Here is an 18,452-nt window from a genome sequence, read left to right as displayed (position 1 = left end):
AAAATATTTTTTGAATTATGTTAAGTTATGTTAACCCAATTTTTTTGCCGACATGCTTCGTAGCTGCCATTTAGCATACTCCCGCTGCCGCCTACAGTCGCCGCTTCTATTGAAACGTATTGCCCATCTGGAACATCGGCAGGTACATGGCAATCATAATTACCCCCACCAGGAAACCAACCACGATGATAAAAAGGGGCTCCATAATACTACTTAGGGAGGCTGTCTGGTATTCTACTTCCTCGCCGTATTGCTCGGCTATTTTGGCAAAAAAGTAATCCAGCTTGTTTGATTCTTCGCCAATCCTCACCAGTTGTATCATTTTGGAAGGGTAGATCTTGAACTGCTGCAAACTCTGATGCAGCGATTTGCCATTCAGGATATCGTCTTCTACCTTTTGCAGGGACGATTCGATTGGGTACCAGCCCACCATCTGCCTGCTCAAAGCTATGGCCCTCAACAACGGCACGTGCGAGCCCGTAAGCAACCGCATGGAATTGCAGAACCTGCCCAGGTATATCTTTTTAACCAGGTTACCCGCTACAGGTACTCTCAATACCAAACCGGAAGAGATTTTACGGTAACTTACCGTTTTGCGTACCCGGAAAAGGAAAACGACGATAGCGGTAATAAACAGAAAAGCGGGCAGAAAATAGGTTTCCATCCCCTTGGATATCGTAATAACGAGTTCGGTGATCCAGGGCAGCTGCCCCCCGAAGCGTTTGAGCACATCGGCAAACATGGGTACCACCACCTTCAGCATAAAATACACCGCGCCAAATGACGAAAGCAGCACCATACATGGATAGGAAAGCGTGGAAACTATTTTGCGCCTTTGTTTTATCCTGCCCTGGTAATATTTAGCCAGATCCTGCAGCACCATGGCCAGTTGGCCGGTTTCCTCGCCAATTTGAATACTGTATACCTCGTACAAGGAAAACTTACCCGATTTTTCAAGGGCTTTGGAAAGGGCTATGCCATTATTCAATACACTGTCCTGTATGGCTGCAAACAGTTTTTTGTCGCTTTCCTTTTCCTGTTCGGCGGTTACCAGTTCCAGGCTGGTTTTTAAATTGATGCCGGCCAACAGGAGCGAGCTTAGCTCCAGGTATAGGTATTCCTTTTTTTTATCGTTAAGTTCTTTGCTGCCAAAACTGATGTCACGGTTTAAAAACGCAATAATGCCGCCCTCGCCTTCCTGTTTTGCAGGTTTGGGCGTTTTCTTTTTTTCGTATTGGCTTAGGTCAATTGCCGGCATGGGTATCCTGTTCAAAAAGGTTAGCAGAACTGTATTGTTTATAATAGTGAAAGGTCATTTTATCGTTATGTAATAGCAAATCAAGTTCCAGTTCGTCAACCCTGCTATTTAAAGCATCGGGCCCGGTTTCAACGGGTTGTTGTTCAAAAAGCATATTGGTACGGGTTGTTTTAAACTTAAAAGTGTCTGTTATGCCATTGGTACGCACAATATAATCACTATTAAGCACGTATCTTATACCGCCGTTATTATTCTTAAAAAACAAACCGGAATCGGTTTTTTCGATCAGCTCGGCGCGCCGGAAATCGCGGCTGAGCAAAAGATCGAGTTGCGCCAGATCAGCCGATTCCTCGTTTTTGAGCACAAACGCATGGTATGAATTGCTTACAACCGCAAATGCCACATAAACGATAGCGATCAGTATCCCCGATACCAATAGTGCAATGGTTACTTCCATAATGGTAAAAGCCTTTAGTTTATGGTTTAACATTGTCATTATTGATCATTATTTCCGAAACCTTTGCTATCTCCTGTTGGTTTTCATCATAAGCGGCCAAATGAAACTCGCTAAGGCCTGGTCCGCCTTCAAACGGTTTAATCACCGGTATAATCCTGAAGCCATCCTGGTTAAAGGCCTCTTGCGGCAATTGTCGCGATTGTTCTGCTTTAAGCAGGATATTCCTGAGCACAGCCGTCGCCCGTATTTTTTTTGCGGATATTGCCTGTTGTGTTACATTGGCAAATATCATCATGGCCATACCAAACACTACAACAATAATTACCAGGGCTATAACCACTTCTACAATGGTAGCAGCCTCCAGCATCCCGTTTTTTTTTATTTTGCCTCCAGCCATTGCAGTATTTTTTTTTCGGATGAGGCTACGGGAGTAAGGTCGCTGGTCAGGTAATATGCTGATAAAGCGGAGGCATCTATTTTTAGGTTTATCAGGTAGTTTTCATACCGGCTAAATGCCGTTTGGTACATAAATCGCGTGGTAAAAACGCTTCCTTTAACCGCAGCGTTGTCTTTGGTCGAAAGAATATGTTGCGCATAAACCTGGCCGTTCACCAGGGCCTTTTTGTCCAAACTGATGGTTGCCGGCAAAGCAGAAGCTTCTTTTTCGTAAGTGAATATGACACCATTGATCTGAGCGTTTTGACCAATGTTAACTTGTGGCGGAAAACCAATCGTAGGCGACTTGTAACGCAGTAAGCCCAAACACGAAGGATACTCCAGGCGGCAATTTTTTTCGATACTTATAGAATCAGAAGCAAAGAGCTGGCAACTGCCATGGAAACCACTTTTAACAACGATGGCCTTTGCAAATACCAGCACATTATTCAATATCGCGGTACTATCTATAGTAAGCAGCGTATCTGCATACAGGATGATATTACCCGATAGTCTGGTGTTTTTTAGAGTATAAGGGCTGTTGCCCAGGTTAACAATATTGGCAGGGCGGCGAAATGAACCAGCCAGTGTGTCTACATGCCAGTTCTTACTGACTGTCCCCCCCGGATTATTAAACTGCTGTGCTAAATTGTTTAGGCGAATGTCATTCAACGGGGGCAGGTTACGCTGGCTGTCACGAATGTTGCCGATAACCAGTCTTTTGTCGCCTTCATATGCTTTATTGTCCACATATGCTGCCTTAACGCCGGCCTTTGGCAGGTATGCGTCACCGCGAATCGTAGTCTTTCCGCTTACCGAGACTGATCTGTCTTCGTCGATCAGGTATATAGCAGCCCATTTGGACGAATCGATCCCAAAAGCGGTCGAAAATACTTTAATTAATGTGTCTTGCTGCTTGAATGCTTCCACAATGCCAATGTCATAAATACCCCAGGGGGTATTTTTAAGCCGTACGGAATCATCGCCATTGGTGAACAAATTCAATGTCTTCCCTTGTAAATAGGCTGGGTCTTTTGTCCGCAGCAGGATATGTATGCCTGACGAAAGGTTATCCTGCAGGCGGTCAAATCGCGACTTTACCAGGTATTGCCCCCTAAAAAAATAAGCTGCCAGCACAAGGGCAGAGCAGATTAAGGCAATTACCAGGCTGATAATAATGACAATATAAAGCGCCGAGCCTTTAAGCATGACCCTTACCCGGCTTGGGCTTCTTTTTAAAAATATTGACTTTGTCAAAAAGCGAACGCGGCTTTCCTTCCAAAGCCTTGCCATTGTTATAATAGACTTTCCGAGAAGAATCGCGGCTTTCATGAAATACTACAGGGCCATCCAATTCGTTTTTGCGATATTCCCCGCTTTCTTTCAGGCTGCCATCCGGGTTAAAAAAACTAAAGGTGCCCGAACGTATTCCATTGCGCCAGTTGACTACTTGTATCAGGTTTCCACGCTCATCCCAATCCTTCCAGGTTCCGTCCTTTAGGCCTTTTTTAAAGGTGCCTTGAGTTCGGTTGTTGTGGTTCAGGTATGTTTCGATGTAGGTGCCGTTTAATAAGCGGCCACTAAAGCCGCCCTGAAGGGTATGTACTTTGTTAGTTGCATACCAGTAATAAGTAAGCGTGCTTTGCACATTCGGATTTGAATTAACAGGTATAATTTCTGCCAATATCGTACGGTCGGTATCTGTAATTCTTACCTTGTGCAAACCATAATCGGGTATTTTCTGCCCAAATGAGTTGCAGTAAACAAAAATTAAAAAGGTTGTATAAATAAACTTCATTAAATTGCAGGTTGGATATGAATATATTTGGTTTTGCCTCCGCTCTTAACTAATACAGAATCTTTCATATTCCGAATCAGCTTGAATTGCCCTACTGTCTCTCCCTCACTCATCATCGCTTCTTTGCCGTTTACTTTCATAAAAGCAATCAGTTTTTTAGACCCTGGATTTTTTATATATCCGGAATATCGTATAATATCCCAGTTGAAAGACGGTGCCATGTTCAACCTCGCAATTCCGGCGTTCGGCCGGTTCCTGGCCGGCGGTTTTGCGGTGTCTTTCTTTGCAACAATCCCAAAAGGATCACGGTAATTCAGCAAGAGGCGAGCCGTGTCTTTGGGCACCGCATAATCATTAAAAATCTCTTTAGGTGCGGGTGGTGGCACATAACTTTCATCACGACCGCCGCTGTATGCAATAACTATCCGGTAAATGATGACTCCCCACACCAGCAATACAACCACAATCAGTACATATGTTAATGCCTTATTTTTTTTGACCATGACCTATTGGCTTAAAACAGTACAAAATTTCTAAGCGCACTGGCTTTCCCTTCCTTGCCCGAAGCGTTCAGCGCACTTACTTTCCAATATATCTTCTCGCCGGTAACGCCGAGATTAAAACTATAACCTGTAGAATTGACCGTAACTGGAAAACTATTACTATAAAGCGTGGTCGAATCGCTTTTAAATACATATAATTTGTAACCTGGTACTCCTGTGACTGAATTCCAACTTAGTTGCACGGGTAAGCTAACACTGCTTCCAGCCGCGGGCGACACCAGGCTAACCTGGGCAGGCAGCGGCAATTGGTAGGTTACATAATTGATAGCCGACCATTTGGATTGTTCGGTCTCGTTTTCTGCCCTTACCCGCCAGCCATAAACCTGGTCCTTTGGAAAGGTAAAATTAACCTGGAGCCCAGGGACAACCTGGTTATAAACCAACGCATCTTCATTGGCAAAATTATTGGTGTCAATCTCTACCTGGTATTTCGTTGCGCCGTATAAACTGTTCCATTTAAAAAGGGCTGCATTTACGCTTGTTGACGTATTATTGGACGGTGACGAAAGGGTGACGGTTTGATTGGTTAGCGATGATTGTTCAATAATAAAGCTTCTGGCGGGCGAATAATCTGTCTGCGAACTCCCGTTTTCTGCCCTTACCCGCCACTGATAGTTTCCCGGCTCAAGAGTCGAGGTGAATTTAATGTCCTTAACCAGTGTATCCAGAATCAGGCCGCCAATGGAATCGAAGCCGGGGGTAACTACCTGTAACCGGTAAGCCAATGCATCCTCCACGCCGTCCCACCAAAAATTTATAGTGTATTTGGTGCTCTGATACTGGTTTGCAGGTGCTTCAAGCGTCACTTGCCTTTTTGCAATCGAAGGTTCGATAAACTCTTTACAGGCCGAAAGCAATACGTTTGAGGCTAAAAAGGCGGGAAAAATATAAAATAAGTGTTTAAGTTTCATTCCGCACTAATTTAGGAATAAGTCTGAATTATATGAAAACAATATAAGGGTAATAGAAGATTTTTAAATTAAGAGATATTCCGATCGATAATTCCTATCATGTAGAGTAGGTTTAAAAAGACAGGCAGCTCTGCACCAAATTTTAATGTCAACCGAAAAATGGCTTTTACCAGGCCTCATAAGGGAGCTGCAAAGTCAATCTGAATGAAGAATGCTATCGCCCTAAAATGACGACTGCATAGAAGATTTAAATTTCCGGATTTTTGGAGCCCCGAAATTTATAAATCCAAATCGACGAATAAACGCAAATCAGACAGGAAATAGTTCGAGATTTGTACAGTAGCCACCACAGAAAAAGTAGAAAGCCTTTAGTCGAAAGATTAAAGGCTTTTTAGTTACTCTGCCTCGTAATTATTACGCATGCAACATCTGAAATCGTGGATCATGTTGAAATGTTGGGTAAAAAGGAAAAGTCATTGTTTCCGATGAACAACAAGCGAGAAAAACTTGTCAAACGCCGGTGAAACCCTGACTGGGGTGATCTTACCCGAAGATCTTTTAAGTATTTTGAATTGTCCGTTCAATTGGTTTGAACTTAACTTTGGTGAGTTTTATATTTTTTCGCGCATGTATTTTATTCAGGTGCTTAAATATGCATAAATACATGATCTTACTTGATTTCGTATCACTTTTTTCTGATTAATAATCAAACTCGGGCTATAAATTTATTCGACATACTCCATTAAAATTTGCATATTGAAATATTTTATGTATTTATGTATGTACATTATAAATTCAATCTATTAGATTGGGAGATTTATTAATGTTTAGAGAAGCATATCTCTACATATTTAACTGAAGTAAATCAATTTTGAATATATGATTATAAGGATGAATGGGAAAAGTGCATTTTTAATGGCGGCCTTGTGCTTTACACTTAACCGGGCTGTTGCTCAACAGGAAGCGATTTGGCAAATAGGCAAAGCCGACCGCAGTAGTTCGGGAATGGCATTGGCTCCTGCAGCATATCAACATTTTTTAGACCATGATTTTGGATGGGAAGACCGTTTTTTTCTGATCGGGCTATCTAAACCCGAAACTGATTGGCCATATGTATTGCCTGGGCCAAATGATGACTGGGGTGGCACTGGTGGTACTTCGGGCATCCACTCGCAGATGCTGAATATTTTATTCGGTGTAAAAACCATGCCGGTTAATGGGGCTTGTAATTTTACCATAAGCATGGTTGGCTATAATGCAGCTCTACCACCATTGGTAAAGGTGGTTATCAACGGTAAGTCGTTTGAAACCCGGCTTCCAAAAGGTAAAGACAATAAGGTTGTTGAAGGTGACCTTAGTGAAGCCAATCCTTATGCGCTAACCATTCCCATAAAAAACGGGCTGTTGCACAAGGGGGGCAACGAAATACAAATTACCTCCATAGATGGCTCGTGGCTGGTATTTGACCAGGTTAAACTGGATGGGCCAACGGAATTGCAGCTAATTGCTCCAAACAGTGCTTTTTTGCGCAGCGTTAAACCTGCGACGTATGAAATTGAACAAGACAAAAAAAGATATCAGCCATTATTGGTTGATGTACAACACCTAAATGGTAAACCTAAGTTGCAGGTTAAGCTGGACGGGAAGATAATTTTTTCAGATAAACTTGATTCGGCAAGGTATGTTTTTGAAGCGCCTATGCCGGCTGTTGCAGCCGCAAAAAAAAGCAGCTATGAAATTTTTTGCAACGATACTTTGCTCGAAAAAGGGATAGTGCTGCGGACGCCCAATAAACTGCAGACGCCTGCAGATTATGTAGATACGCGCCTGGGTTCGGCACACTCCAGGTGGATGATTGCACCTGGCCCCTGGATGCCTTTTGGAATGGTTAAGCTAAGCCCCGATAACCAAGACGAGGGCTGGATGGGCGGGTATGACCCCACTTTTGAAAGCATTGGCACCTTTAGCCACATTCATGAATGGACAATGGCTGGCCTGGGTATGATGCCAACCAGCGGCCCGCTGCAAACCCGCATTGGCGACGAGCGTAAACGCGATGGCGGTTACCGCTCGCAGATTGATAAATCGAGCGAGGAAGCACCCCTGGGTTATTACAAAGTAATGTTGACTGATTATAATATTAAAGCCGAGCTTGCCGCTACAACACGCTGTGGTTTTGAGCGTTACATCTATCCTAAAACCGAAAATGCAAGGGTAATGATAGACTTGAAAATCCCTGCGGAATATGGTTATAACCTGAAGGATGTTACGTTAAAAAAGGTTAGCGATACGCGGATAGAAGGATCAAGCAAACAATTTACAAGGGATGCATGGTCGGGCGGGGTCGATCAAAACTATACTGTTTATTTTGTGATTGAGTTTGATCGCCCCATACGCAAATTTGGCACCTGGGTAAATAATAAAGTAGGGGATGGTGATATTGTTGGTGCTATTGATCCTAACAATGCGGGCGCTTATGTGGAGTTTGATACCCGCGAAAACCAGGTTGTACAAACGCGTACCGGCATATCATTGGTAAGCCTTGATAACGCGGCGCAAAATTTAACAGAAGAAATTACCAAACCATATAACTGGAGCTTTGAGAAAGTACGGGAAGGCCAAAAGGAAACCTGGAATAAGCTATTGGGACGCCTGGAGATAAGCACCAACGATAGCCGCGAGAAAATGCGGTTTTATAGCAACATGTTCCGAGCCCTGGCCAGCCGCAATACCTGGAGCGATGTAAACGGGCAATGGATTGATGCCTCGAAAAGGCTGCAGCAATTGAAAGATCCTAAATCGCCGGCAATGGGTTGCGATGCGTTTTGGAATACCTTTTGGAACCTTAACCAGTTTTGGAACCTGGCAACGCCCGAATGGTCGTCAAATTGGGTAAAATCCCAGCTGGCTATGTACGATGCTGATGGCTGGCTTGCAAAAGGCCCCGCCGGGATGAATTATGTCCCGGTGATGGTAGCCGAACATGAAATACCGCTGATGGTGGGCGCGTACCAGATGGGCATCCGCGATTATGATTCAAAAAAGGTGCTTGAAGCTGTAGTAAAAATGCAGACTACGCCTGCGCAAAAAGTAGGTGAGGCAGGCTTTGCAGGGAATGAAGACCTGGAGGCCTATTTAAAATACAAATATGTACCGTATGATAAAGGCCGGTTTTCAAATACAATGGAGTATGCCTACGACGATTGGACAGTTTCGCAGCTGGCAAAATCATTGGGCCGGAATGACATTTCCGACACCTTTAAAACCAGGTCGGGCTATTGGAAAAATGCGATGGATACAACTATAGGCTATTCAAGGATGAAAAATTCGGACGGCACCTGGTATCCAAATTTTGACCCTTTCCGGTCGGGCGCTAATGAGCATTATGTAGAAGGAAATGCCTGGCAGCTTACGTTTTTTGTGCCCCAGGATGTTCCCGGCCTTATACAGAAAATTGGGCAGGATAAGTTTATCGACCGCCTAAGCTGGGGTTTTAAAGAGAGCTATAAGCTGAGGTTTAATGCGCCAGGCGATCAGTATTGGGACTACCCGGTAATACAAGGCAACCAGCAAAGCATGCAGTTTGCATTCCTGTTTAATTGGGGTAAACACCCCTGGCTTACCCAAAAATGGAGCCGCTCGGTGGTCGATCGTTTTTACGGCTTTGGTGTTGCTAATGCCTACCTGGGTGATGAAGACCAGGGACAAATGAGTTCGTGGTTTATCATGAATGCATTAGGGCTTTTCCAAACAGATGGCGGCGCCAGTGCAAATCCGATATACGAAATAGGAAGCCCTATTTTCCCCAAGGTAACCATTCACCTTAACGGCGCGTACGGCAGGGGGCAAAGGTTTACCATCGAGGCTAAAAACGTATCAAGAGATAATAAATATGTACAAAGCGCTACCCTTAACGGTAAAGCGCTGCAATCCTTTTGGTTTCCCGCTTCTGAATTGTTAAAAGGAGGGGAACTAAAGCTGGAAATGGGGCCGGAACCAAATAAGGCATGGGGTATTAAGGACTTGCCGGCTGCTCAGTAAGTAATTATAGCTTCTCGTAACCCGCTTGGGACTAAACTTGCGAAGTTTCGTAAACTTCGCAAGTTTTTTTGGCTTTGAGGAATATCTGTCACCCATCAATCGAAGGATTTATATTTAAGCGCATCACGATTTGCGTTAGGGGGAGTAGCGGATACCGGCCATGAGCCTAACGCCTGTGCTGTATGAGCGGATAACCCGGGCCGCAGGCAACGCCATGATTTATAGGAAGAAACAATGTGTTTTTTTGTATAGAGGCAATACGTTGCGTCTCCCACATGCAAATCAAACCATACAAATCCTGGATTTATTTGATTTTTTTATGACAGAGAAGCGCAATATTTGGCGTCGACAGTAAGACATCCAAAAATAAAAAGAACGATTATAAATGCAAGCTTGAATTGCACATAGGCAACATAGCCTTGGCCCTTGCAAATCGGAACTAAACACGGGAGACGCAATTATGCGTCTCTACAAAAATGCGAAAATGGCTTACTCTGTTAGATATTTGGCATCTGAAATTAATTAGCCGTGGCGCTCATATACAACTCCAGTTTGCCGCCGTTTACAATATCTTTAAAGCTGATATGATTATCCTTTAAAGTTTTGCCGTTTAGCTTAGCAGTGCGGATGTAAATATTTTTTGCCGAATTATTATATGCCTTAATCTCGAAGGTTTTTCCCCTGAAATACGATGGGTTTAAATTGATTTTAATATCGCTAAATAAGGGGCTGGTAATATCAATCCTTAAATCGGGCGAAGTACCGCCGTTCATTTCAAATAAACCCATCGAGCTTAATACAAACCATGCGCCCATCTGGCCTTCGTCTTCATCACCATTCCAGCCAATATAGGGCGAGGCATCATAAAAAGTGTTCAGGATCTTCCTGGTGTAGTATTGGGTAAGGGATGGCTTGCCTGCATAATTAAACAGGAAAGCAGCTTGCATGTTTACCTCGTTGCCCTGGTTAATATAATACTCGGCCGATTGCCCCATGGTACGGTCAAGCGCGTGTGCCGCGAATTTGTGTACCTCAGATTTTTGAAAGCCGATGGTTAGCCGCTTTAAAAATTCATCCTTATGGATATAATTGATTAAACCCGGAACATCATGTGGCACATATAACGAATATTGCCAGGAGTTACCCTCCACAAAATGACTCACCGAAAAAAGGTCAAAATCAGGGATAAATGAGCCATCTGCTTTCCTTGGCGTAACGTAGCGGCTTGCCGGGTTAAAAACGTTTTTCCAGCTTGCAGATCGCTTTAAAAAAAAGTTATAGTCATCATCCTTATGCAGCAATTTGGCCATCTGAGCTACGCACCAATCATCATACGCATAATCTAATGCTTTTGAGGTGGCACCTTTTTCAACAGGTACAAAGCCAAATTTGGCATAATCAGTTATCTGCGGATTGCCCGGATTGCCCCCACAGGTAGGAGTGGGTTCAACCTCCATAGTCTTTTTCATGGCGCGGTAAGCTATTTCAGCATCTTTTGTTACAATACCTTTTAAATACGCGCTGGTGATCAATGCCATTTCATGCGAACCTTCCATAATGCCCGAGTACTCAACTCCTGCAGGGCCTTTGGATAGCCAGCCTGTTTTTTTATACATTTCCAGCTGCGTATCTACCAGTTGCTGCACCATATCCGGCGATGTTAAGGTCCACAGCAGGTTTAAATTCCAAAAGGTATTCCAGTAAGCATCGCCGCCTATCATCGCGGTGCGGCCGGTCGGTAATTGCTGTACGTTTTCGCAGGCATCGGTATATTTTCCATTGGCATCGCTCATGATCATCTTGGCGGTGAAACAGCGGTAAAAATTGGTGTAAAATTTCTTCTTATCGGTTTCGCTGCCACCGGTTACTGCAATGCTTTTTAGGGTATTGTTCCAAATTGTTCTGTTATGCTTTACCAGGGCATCAAAATTCCAGTCGAAACCTTTTAATTCCGTTTTAAGATTGAGCCGGGCTTGGTCCATGTTAACAAACGAGATGCCGGTTCTTAGTATCACCTGTTCGGTTTTCGAGGTTGGGTAGGTAACGTATGCGCCCAGTTCGCCCGATCCTTTGATCTCTTTATTGCTCTTAATTACCGACTGGTTTCCGTATCCCTCAAAATCATGAAAGGGTTTGCTAAACTGCATCACAAAATATAAGGTATAGTCATTAAAGTTGGCCGATGCGGTTTTGGCATAGCCCTGTATCTCGGAGTTGGATACTTTGGTAATAACGGCATCTTTCAGGTCGTAACCATATTCCGCCGGAATGTTAAGCTGGATCATGATCCTGTTCGAGCTGTCTTTGGCAAAGGTATAGCGCTGCACGCCGGTACGTTCGGTTGCAGTCAGTTCCACCTTAACCTGCGGATCCATCAGGAAAACAGAATAATACCCCGGCGAGGCCTTTTCATCCTCGTGCCTGAACCTGGAGTGGTAACCGGCCCCGGCCCCTTTAAATGGCTCATCGGCCGCGCCCGGTGATGTCGACAGATCGCCGTTGGCAGGCATGGTCAACAGGCCCGCCATGGTCCATCCGTGTAAAAAGCTAAAGCCATGTATGCTCCCTACGGCATACTCATAACCGCCCTGCCAAACCCCTCTTTGGTTATCAGGGCTAAGCTTAACCATCCCGTTGGGCATTGTAGCGCCCGGGAACAGCATCCACCGTGAATTAGATGTCCCGATAAACGGATCAACGTAATCAACCGGTTGCTTTGTTTGCGCGCCGCCGCTTAAATAGGCGCATGAAATTGCCAGGAGCAATGCAGTGGTTTTGCGTATACTTATCATATTGCTATTTTATATATCGTTAAGAGCCTCACCTAAATCCTCTCCAAAAGGGAGAGCTTAAAAAACATGCAAATCAAGAACCCTCTCCAAAAGCTGCTGGGCACACACAAGTCCCTATAAAAAGAAGTTGTCATTTCGAACGAGGTACGAGGAGAAATCTTGAACGCCCTGCATCAACATAGCCCCTCGGAATGCAAATCGCATAAGATTTCTCCTCACCCCCTCACACAATCCCACTCTGTTCGTTCGAAATGACAATTTCTTTTGGTAAATGTGTACTCACAGTAGTCTTTGCGGGCAGGGTGAGGCTCAATGCCCAGCCCAAATCTCCTGAACCTCTTCAAGCGATTTACCTTTAGTTTCGGGTACCATTTTATATACTACCCAGAATGACAGCAGGCAGCAAGCCGAGAAAAACCAAAAGGTAGCTGCCGGGCCAACCGATCCTAAAAACATGGGGGTAAGCTGCCCCACAATAGTATCGGCAATCCACATTACCATTATGCTTAAAGCCAAAGCCCTGCCGCGTATTTTGGTAGGGAAAATTTCTGAAGCAATAACAAATTTAAGCGGCCCTATAGAGAATGCGAAACAAGCCAGGAATAGTATAATGCTGATGACTAACGAGATACTGCTGGTTGTACCTGCATAAAAACAAATGCCGGTAAATGCAAGGCAAACTGTAGCACCCAACGAGCCAGCAATGTATAATGGCCTGCGCCCCATTTTATCTACCTTCCAGATGGCTATAATGGTAAACAGGAAGTTGGCTATACCAAAAATGATTTGCCCAAGCAGTGCATTGGTAATGTTGATGCCCGCATCGCTTAAAATACGCGGGCCGTAATATATTACCGCGTTAATACCGCTGAACTGGGAAAACAGGGGCAGCAGCAGGCCGATAAGCAAGGGTTTGCGCATGGCCGGCGAAAACACTTCTTTATATGATCCTTTCTCCTGGCTTTTGGTGCTTTGAATGAGTATGGCATCTTTTTGAGCCGAAGCCATATTGGTAATTTTTGCCAAAATAGCTATCCCTTCATCATTTTTACCTTGTTGGATAAGCCAGCGCGGGCTTTCAGGCACAAAACATAAGCCCGTAAAAAATAGCAGGGCAGGCACCGCACCTAAACCTAACATGCCACGCCATACTTCCTTAACCAGTACCAGGTTTAAAATGTCGCCCAACCCGCCGCCTTTATAATTTAGCGAAAAACTTAATAAGCTGGCGTTGGTCAAATAAGCCACCAGTATGCCCGCTGTGATAGCCAGCTGGTAAAAGGTGACCAGGCGGCCCCTTACGTTTGCGGGGGCAATTTCTGAAATATACAAAGGCGCTACAATTGATGCCACCCCAACGCCCATACCGCCAAGCATGCGTGCCAGTATGAGTAAGGTAAAACCCGATGATAACGCCGAGCCAATGGCCGAAAGTAGGAATAATATGGCCGCTAACATCAGCATCTTTTTACGGCCTATCCGGTCACTTAAGTCGCCCGAAAAGGATACGCCGATAATACAGCCAACCAATGCCGATGATACAAACCAACCTTCTGTTGCAGCCGATAACGAAAACTGGCTTTTTACAAAAGGCAGCACGCCCGAAATTACGGCCATATCGAAACCGAAAAGTAAACCGCCCAATGTTGCTACCAAAGTAATGGCCACCAAAAATAGGGTAGACCTGCTTTGTACCGACTTTGAATTTTGCTGGTTCATGAATTGGTAATTTAGGTAATGGTTTATTTTTATTTTAGGTTTTTAATTAACAGCATTCATCCCTAACAAAGGCTTTTACCACTTTTGCCCTGCTTTTGCCGGTATTAGTCATGGTATAGCTTAGTGCATCGGCCGGTATAATAAATGTTTCGGCATAATGGATAACTTGAGTTAATCCATTGGTGGTAACTTTTATGCTTTCGCCTTCTACCAGGCTTAATACATGGCATTGGTTATCGGTGTTTTCTTCAACAATGGTGTCAAATTCAAAACGTTCAACGGCATAAAAATGGTCGGGATGAGTGGTAAGGTTAATTACCTGCCAATCTTTACCTTGTTTGGCTATGGTTTGTTTTGATATTAAGGTGTCGGTGACCACATCGCCTTTCCTGTCGAAGTTCAGGTTTTCAAATGCCCTGTCGATATTCAATGTGCGTGGATTTCCATTCAGATCCGGGCGAAGCCAATCGTACATTTTAAAGGTGAAAATATAGGGCGTGGCGCTTATTTCAAGCACCATATTGTTTTTGCCCGAGCAATGTACCGTACCATTTGGAATCAGGAAAAGGTCATGTTTCTTTGCCGGGAATGTTTGCACATAGTCCTTTATTTCAACGGGTTGGTTGTTTTGAAAACTATCTTCCAGTACAGCTTTAAAATCCTGCTTGTTAATGTCATCATGGAAACCAAGGTATACCTCTGCACCCGGTTCGGCATCAAGTATGTAGTAGGTTTCGTCCTGCGTAAAATCTTCGCCAAAATTTGCTTTGGTGTAGGCTACCGTAGGATGACATTGCAGCGAAAGGTTGCCACCATCAAAGGTATCCAGGAAATCAAACCTGATGGGGAAGGCATCACCGAATCTATCGGCTGCTTTACCTAAAATAGCCTTGCTGTTGTATAAAAACAGGGTATCTAATGATACTTCAAGCATATGTTCATCATATTGAAGTATTATGCCGTTTTCGGGTGCTATCAGCTCAAACGACCAGGCATAGTTTACCACGTTGTCGTTTAAACCATTGATATTATCTTTTATCCAGCGGCCACCCCATACACCGGGCTCAAACCATGGCCGCGCCCTGAACATATGGCCAGATAGTTGTTTTAACGCGTTCCTGAGGGTATCGCCGGTCGCCCAGCTAATATCTTCAATCCTTTGCTCGTCAACAATGATGTCAACGGCAGGCAGTAATTGCTTTTTATGTTTGTTGAGTACCGGCCAGTCAACAAAATAGAACCGTTTGTACTGTATTTTAGGGTCTGCGGGTTGATGATCGCCAAGGTTGCAGATCTTGTTCGCCCTCGACCTGAATTGGATTTCGTTTTTGGGAACATCCAGGTAAATAAGGGGGGCCTGCCAGCCACTGAGTGCTGCGCCGCAGCCGTAAATAATGTTCAGGCAGTTGTTTACCGGTTTTAGTTCGCTCAGCACGTCGCTGTCAAAAAAATCGGCCAGGGTGCCTTCGTAAATCTTCCCAAACAAAGGGTCTTTGCCACCCATAAATGGTTCTATTGTGGCATGGATAACCAATTCAGGTTTAAGGGCGTCATTGATGTTTATCCAGTTTACGCTTGCTCCCTTATTAATAAGCTCGGTGTTAAGGTGTTGTACAAAAATATCCCAGTACACGCCCGAGTATCCATCAATAATGATGTTTTGCTGCTGCGCTATAATCCAGCTTGCCAGCTTTCCAAATCCGTTAAAAATAGGCCCGTCAATTTTAAATGTGGGGTAGATATCGTATCCGGATTTTTGCACCGATTGCTTTTCAGCCGGAATGAGGAACTGGCTGGTCGACCTCAGTTCTTGAATATCTGGTTTGACATCATTTTTTAAAACGGGACCTCTGTTCATATAATCGTTATATGTTATAATGTGCAAACATATTAGATTTCATGTAAATTCCAAACAAGTAATTAATATTTAGTTTCGGCTTAACTTGTTCTTCGGCTTTCTACTGTATACTCAAAACTTTCGGCTTTGTAGTATCCCAGGTTATACTCCATTGGCCGGTCGCCCTGGTCAAATACAAAACGCTTCCTGAAAAGCACCGGGCTGCCAATATCAATCTCCAGTTTGCCGGCAATAAATTTATCCGCCGCCTTGGCACTAATCTCTTCTTTTGATAGGTCAGCAACTACAGAATGCTCATTTTCAAGCATTTCGTATAGCGGTTTTTTGAAATCCTCATCGCCGGTAAGGCCAATCCTGGGGTGAAAATAGGATACAAAATAAACAAAAGCTTCGTCGGCATTTCCTCTTAAGCGTTCCAGTTTCAGTATCTTTTTTTCAGTTTTTATATCAAAAAAGTTGGCTATATAATCGTCGGGGTACACCCAGCTTACATGTAGCTCGTAATTTTTAATGATAATACCGCGTGCCTGCATTTCCTGGGTAAAACTCAGCCAGTTCATTGCTTTTGAGCTCATTTTGGGCTGGGCCACTTTTGTTCCCAGCTTTTTCTTCCTGATCAGGAGTTCCTCATAAACCAGTTTATTGATAGCCTGGCGCAAGGTGGTCCTGGAGATGGCCAGCTTTTTTGCCAAATCTACTTCGTTGGGTAAAAGCTTACCTGCCTGGTATTCAGGGTCTTTTATCAATTCTCTTAGCAGGTTCTCGGCCTGTATATGAAGCGGAACGCCGCTTTTATGATCTATTGAAAATTTCATGTTGGTATTTATCCAGGTTTTATGAACAGTATAGTGCAAATTAAATAATTAGTTAATTAACGGCCATTGTTTTATTAATATGTTTATCCCTTATGTGTTAAATGAAACACTCGGCTATTTTTACAGGAATTGTCTAAAACTTAAAGATAGCTTTATATTTTCTGCAAATAAAACGCATAATAAATTTGGATTAAATTTTAATGTTGTTATGTTTGTACATATTATTATCAATGCCGTATAATTGCGTTGTTAAATCCTGAAATTGCTTTCAATTATAAAATCAATTCTACATGAAAATATTTTTGCCTTTTTTTATTACGCTTTCTACGTTTACCGGCTTATCTGCCAACGCTCAAACAACAGGTAAGGTGGCGCTTGCCAAAGCTATCGTGGCCGATGAACGGTTAGATACTATCCAGGCGAGGGCTTTAAAATTACTTTCGGGCTTTTCTGCAGGCACATCCTACAACGAGGTTTGGATCCGCGATTTTAATACTTTTATTAAAGGATCGCTCCGGGTACATCCTAAGGATGAGGTTAAAACAAAGATACTGCTATTTTTTAAGATCCAGGGCGATGATGGTAATATAGTTGATGGTGTGGTAGATAGCGCCAAAGCAAACGTGGGTTACAAATACCGCTACTCAGCTTTATTGCGTGGTTGGGCGGCTCATAAAAATACGGTGGAGACCGACCAGGAATCATCGCTGGTGCAGGCTGTAAAAAAATATATTGATGTTACCGGCGATAAAACCATTTTGAATGAAGTGATTGGCGGCAAAACAGTATTGCAGCGTATGGAGGATGCTTTTATATACCTGCAAAAAGAACGCTGGTCGGCAAAGTACGGCCTGATAACCGGGGCTACCACCATTGATTGGGGCGATGTGCAGGCCGATGGCGGCTGGGGTGTGGCTATAAACGATAAAACCAAATGGGCTATTGATATATATGATAACGCCATGTTTGTAATGGCCCTGCACGATTTTGTGGCCATGCAGCCTAAAGGACACAAGGCCAAACAAAACTGGTCGCTGGTAGCGGCTAATGTTACCAAAAACGTGCGTAAATACCTGTGGGATAGCAAGGAGCAAAAGTATATCCCTCACCTGTACCTGAATGGCAGTCCCTTTGCGCCCGATTTTAATGAAAAAGAGATATTGTATTTAGGCGGATCGATATGCGCTATACAGGCTGGTTTTAATACCCCGGCCGAGGTTAAAGAAATAAACCGCCAGATGGTGGCTGCGGCAGCTAAAGAGAAGCATGCAACTATCGGTATTACCGTTTACCCGCCATACCCAACAGAGCGCTTCCCGAACATGCATTCCTATGACTATCAGAATGGCGGCGACTGGACATGGTTTGGCGGCCGCATGATAGCTCCCTTACTGTCATACGGTTACTCCAGGGACGCTTATGCCGAGTTATCGCCCATGCTGGATAGGGTTATTGCCAACAACGGCTTTTTTGAGTGGTACGATGTACGAAGCGGCGCCCCAAAAGGCTCAGGCGATTTCAGGGGCGAGGCTGGAGTGCTTTACGATGCCATTACCGTTTTAAAACAGTGGGCCGCTAAAAATAAGTAAGAGGCTGATTACCAATAGAAAAGATCGTCATTACTTCGTACTTACCCATGAAGTGTTGGAATTTACGAAGACATCCGATTGAACGCTGGCTAAGACTCACCCGGTCGAGGCTACACCCGACCACCCTCTCTTCACCTGCGGTGGAAAGAGGGTTTTGTGGTTAATTAGCTTTTATTCAGCTATTTATTAAGGATATCGTTCAAAACCCTCTTTGCG

The 18,452-nt window shown here is 43.9% G+C and carries 13 protein-coding genes; 2 read left to right on the top strand and 11 right to left on the bottom strand.

What is annotated here, in order from left to right; all coding sequences use genetic code 11:
* Nucleotides 1-106: 106 nt before the first annotated feature.
* Genes PQ469_RS22260 through PQ469_RS22230 form a run of 7 tightly spaced genes read right to left on the bottom strand, consistent with a single transcriptional unit; the run spans nucleotide 107 to nucleotide 5,422 of the window.
* Entirely contained in the window at nucleotides 107-1,258 is a 1,152-nt protein-coding gene (locus PQ469_RS22260; RefSeq protein ID WP_274209634.1) for a type II secretion system F family protein, read from the bottom strand.
* Complete coding sequence (locus PQ469_RS22255) at nucleotides 1,245-1,748, bottom strand: PulJ/GspJ family protein (protein WP_274209633.1); 504 nt, start codon at nucleotides 1,746-1,748, stop codon at nucleotides 1,245-1,247. The genes PQ469_RS22260 and PQ469_RS22255 overlap by 14 nt, the downstream gene beginning before the upstream one ends.
* On the bottom strand, nucleotides 1,735-2,112 hold the full coding sequence (locus PQ469_RS22250; RefSeq protein WP_274209632.1) for a hypothetical protein: 378 nt from the start codon (nucleotides 2,110-2,112) through the stop codon (nucleotides 1,735-1,737). Before PQ469_RS22250 ends, PQ469_RS22255 begins: the two co-directional genes overlap by 14 nt.
* Nucleotides 2,094-3,359: a hypothetical protein gene (locus PQ469_RS22245; RefSeq protein ID WP_274209631.1), complete on the bottom strand. Its 1,266-nt coding sequence runs from the start codon at nucleotides 3,357-3,359 to the stop codon at nucleotides 2,094-2,096. Before PQ469_RS22245 ends, PQ469_RS22250 begins: the two co-directional genes overlap by 19 nt.
* Nucleotides 3,352-3,948 carry a toxin-antitoxin system YwqK family antitoxin gene (locus tag PQ469_RS22240; protein WP_274209630.1) on the bottom strand — a complete coding sequence of 199 codons (597 nt, stop codon included), beginning with the start codon at nucleotides 3,946-3,948 and terminating at the stop codon, nucleotides 3,352-3,354. The genes PQ469_RS22245 and PQ469_RS22240 overlap by 8 nt, the downstream gene beginning before the upstream one ends.
* Nucleotides 3,948-4,451, bottom strand: coding sequence for a hypothetical protein (locus PQ469_RS22235; RefSeq protein ID WP_274209629.1), 504 nt, complete (start codon nucleotides 4,449-4,451; stop codon nucleotides 3,948-3,950). Before PQ469_RS22235 ends, PQ469_RS22240 begins: the two co-directional genes overlap by 1 nt.
* 11 nt (nucleotides 4,452-4,462) lie before the next feature.
* Complete coding sequence (locus PQ469_RS22230) at nucleotides 4,463-5,422, bottom strand: hypothetical protein (protein WP_274209628.1); 960 nt, start codon at nucleotides 5,420-5,422, stop codon at nucleotides 4,463-4,465.
* A gap of 891 nt (nucleotides 5,423-6,313) precedes the next feature.
* On the opposite strand from PQ469_RS22230, the gene PQ469_RS22225 reads away from it, so the two are divergent.
* Nucleotides 6,314-9,463: a GH92 family glycosyl hydrolase gene (locus tag PQ469_RS22225; protein ID WP_274209627.1), complete on the top strand. Its 3,150-nt coding sequence runs from the start codon at nucleotides 6,314-6,316 to the stop codon at nucleotides 9,461-9,463.
* A 518-nt stretch (nucleotides 9,464-9,981) separates the two neighbouring features.
* Here the strand turns inward: PQ469_RS22225 and PQ469_RS22220 are convergent.
* The 4 genes from PQ469_RS22220 to PQ469_RS22205 form a co-directional block, all read right to left on the bottom strand.
* On the bottom strand, nucleotides 9,982-12,255 hold the full coding sequence (locus tag PQ469_RS22220; protein WP_274209626.1) for a GH92 family glycosyl hydrolase: 2,274 nt from the start codon (nucleotides 12,253-12,255) through the stop codon (nucleotides 9,982-9,984).
* Nucleotides 12,256-12,564: 309 nt separating this feature from the next.
* Complete coding sequence (locus PQ469_RS22215) at nucleotides 12,565-13,974, bottom strand: sugar porter family MFS transporter (RefSeq protein WP_274209625.1); 1,410 nt, start codon at nucleotides 13,972-13,974, stop codon at nucleotides 12,565-12,567.
* Between the two features lie 46 nt (nucleotides 13,975-14,020).
* Nucleotides 14,021-15,832 carry a class I mannose-6-phosphate isomerase gene (locus PQ469_RS22210; RefSeq protein ID WP_274209624.1) on the bottom strand — a complete coding sequence of 604 codons (1,812 nt, stop codon included), beginning with the start codon at nucleotides 15,830-15,832 and terminating at the stop codon, nucleotides 14,021-14,023.
* An 80-nt stretch (nucleotides 15,833-15,912) separates the two neighbouring features.
* Nucleotides 15,913-16,647, bottom strand: coding sequence for a GntR family transcriptional regulator (locus tag PQ469_RS22205; RefSeq protein ID WP_274209623.1), 735 nt, complete (start codon nucleotides 16,645-16,647; stop codon nucleotides 15,913-15,915).
* 290 nt (nucleotides 16,648-16,937) lie between these two features.
* Between PQ469_RS22205 and PQ469_RS22200 the strand changes: the two genes are divergently transcribed.
* Nucleotides 16,938-18,236, top strand: a complete 1,299-nt coding sequence (locus PQ469_RS22200) for a glucosidase family protein (RefSeq protein ID WP_274209622.1) — start codon at nucleotides 16,938-16,940, stop codon at nucleotides 18,234-18,236.
* Nucleotides 18,237-18,452 lie beyond the last annotated feature (216 nt).

This window comes from Mucilaginibacter sp. KACC 22773, assembly GCF_028736215.1.
GTDB lineage: Bacteria > Bacteroidota > Bacteroidia > Sphingobacteriales > Sphingobacteriaceae > Mucilaginibacter.
The sequence above is the reverse complement of the archived record's forward strand: the minus strand, read 5'-3'. Positions and strand labels throughout refer to the sequence as shown.

What these genes read in the sequence shown, in the direction of transcription:
- PQ469_RS22210 (WP_274209624.1), bottom strand. Translation starts at nt 15,832, where the DNA reads ATGAACAGAGGTCCCGTTTTAAAAAATGATGTCAAACCAGATATTCAA.
- PQ469_RS22260 (WP_274209634.1), bottom strand. Translation starts at nt 1,258, where the DNA reads ATGCCGGCAATTGACCTAAGCCAATACGAAAAAAAGAAAACGCCCAAA.
- PQ469_RS22245 (WP_274209631.1), bottom strand. Translation starts at nt 3,359, where the DNA reads ATGCTTAAAGGCTCGGCGCTTTATATTGTCATTATTATCAGCCTGGTA.
- PQ469_RS22215 (WP_274209625.1), bottom strand. Translation starts at nt 13,974, where the DNA reads ATGAACCAGCAAAATTCAAAGTCGGTACAAAGCAGGTCTACCCTATTT.
- PQ469_RS22220 (WP_274209626.1), bottom strand. Translation starts at nt 12,255, where the DNA reads ATGATAAGTATACGCAAAACCACTGCATTGCTCCTGGCAATTTCATGC.
- PQ469_RS22255 (WP_274209633.1), bottom strand. Translation starts at nt 1,748, where the DNA reads ATGTTAAACCATAAACTAAAGGCTTTTACCATTATGGAAGTAACCATT.
- PQ469_RS22235 (WP_274209629.1), bottom strand. Translation starts at nt 4,451, where the DNA reads ATGGTCAAAAAAAATAAGGCATTAACATATGTACTGATTGTGGTTGTA.
- PQ469_RS22240 (WP_274209630.1), bottom strand. Translation starts at nt 3,948, where the DNA reads ATGAAGTTTATTTATACAACCTTTTTAATTTTTGTTTACTGCAACTCA.
- PQ469_RS22230 (WP_274209628.1), bottom strand. Translation starts at nt 5,422, where the DNA reads ATGAAACTTAAACACTTATTTTATATTTTTCCCGCCTTTTTAGCCTCA.
- PQ469_RS22205 (WP_274209623.1), bottom strand. Translation starts at nt 16,647, where the DNA reads ATGAAATTTTCAATAGATCATAAAAGCGGCGTTCCGCTTCATATACAG.
- PQ469_RS22225 (WP_274209627.1), top strand. Translation starts at nt 6,314, where the DNA reads ATGAATGGGAAAAGTGCATTTTTAATGGCGGCCTTGTGCTTTACACTT.
- PQ469_RS22250 (WP_274209632.1), bottom strand. Translation starts at nt 2,112, where the DNA reads ATGGCTGGAGGCAAAATAAAAAAAAACGGGATGCTGGAGGCTGCTACC.
- PQ469_RS22200 (WP_274209622.1), top strand. Translation starts at nt 16,938, where the DNA reads ATGAAAATATTTTTGCCTTTTTTTATTACGCTTTCTACGTTTACCGGC.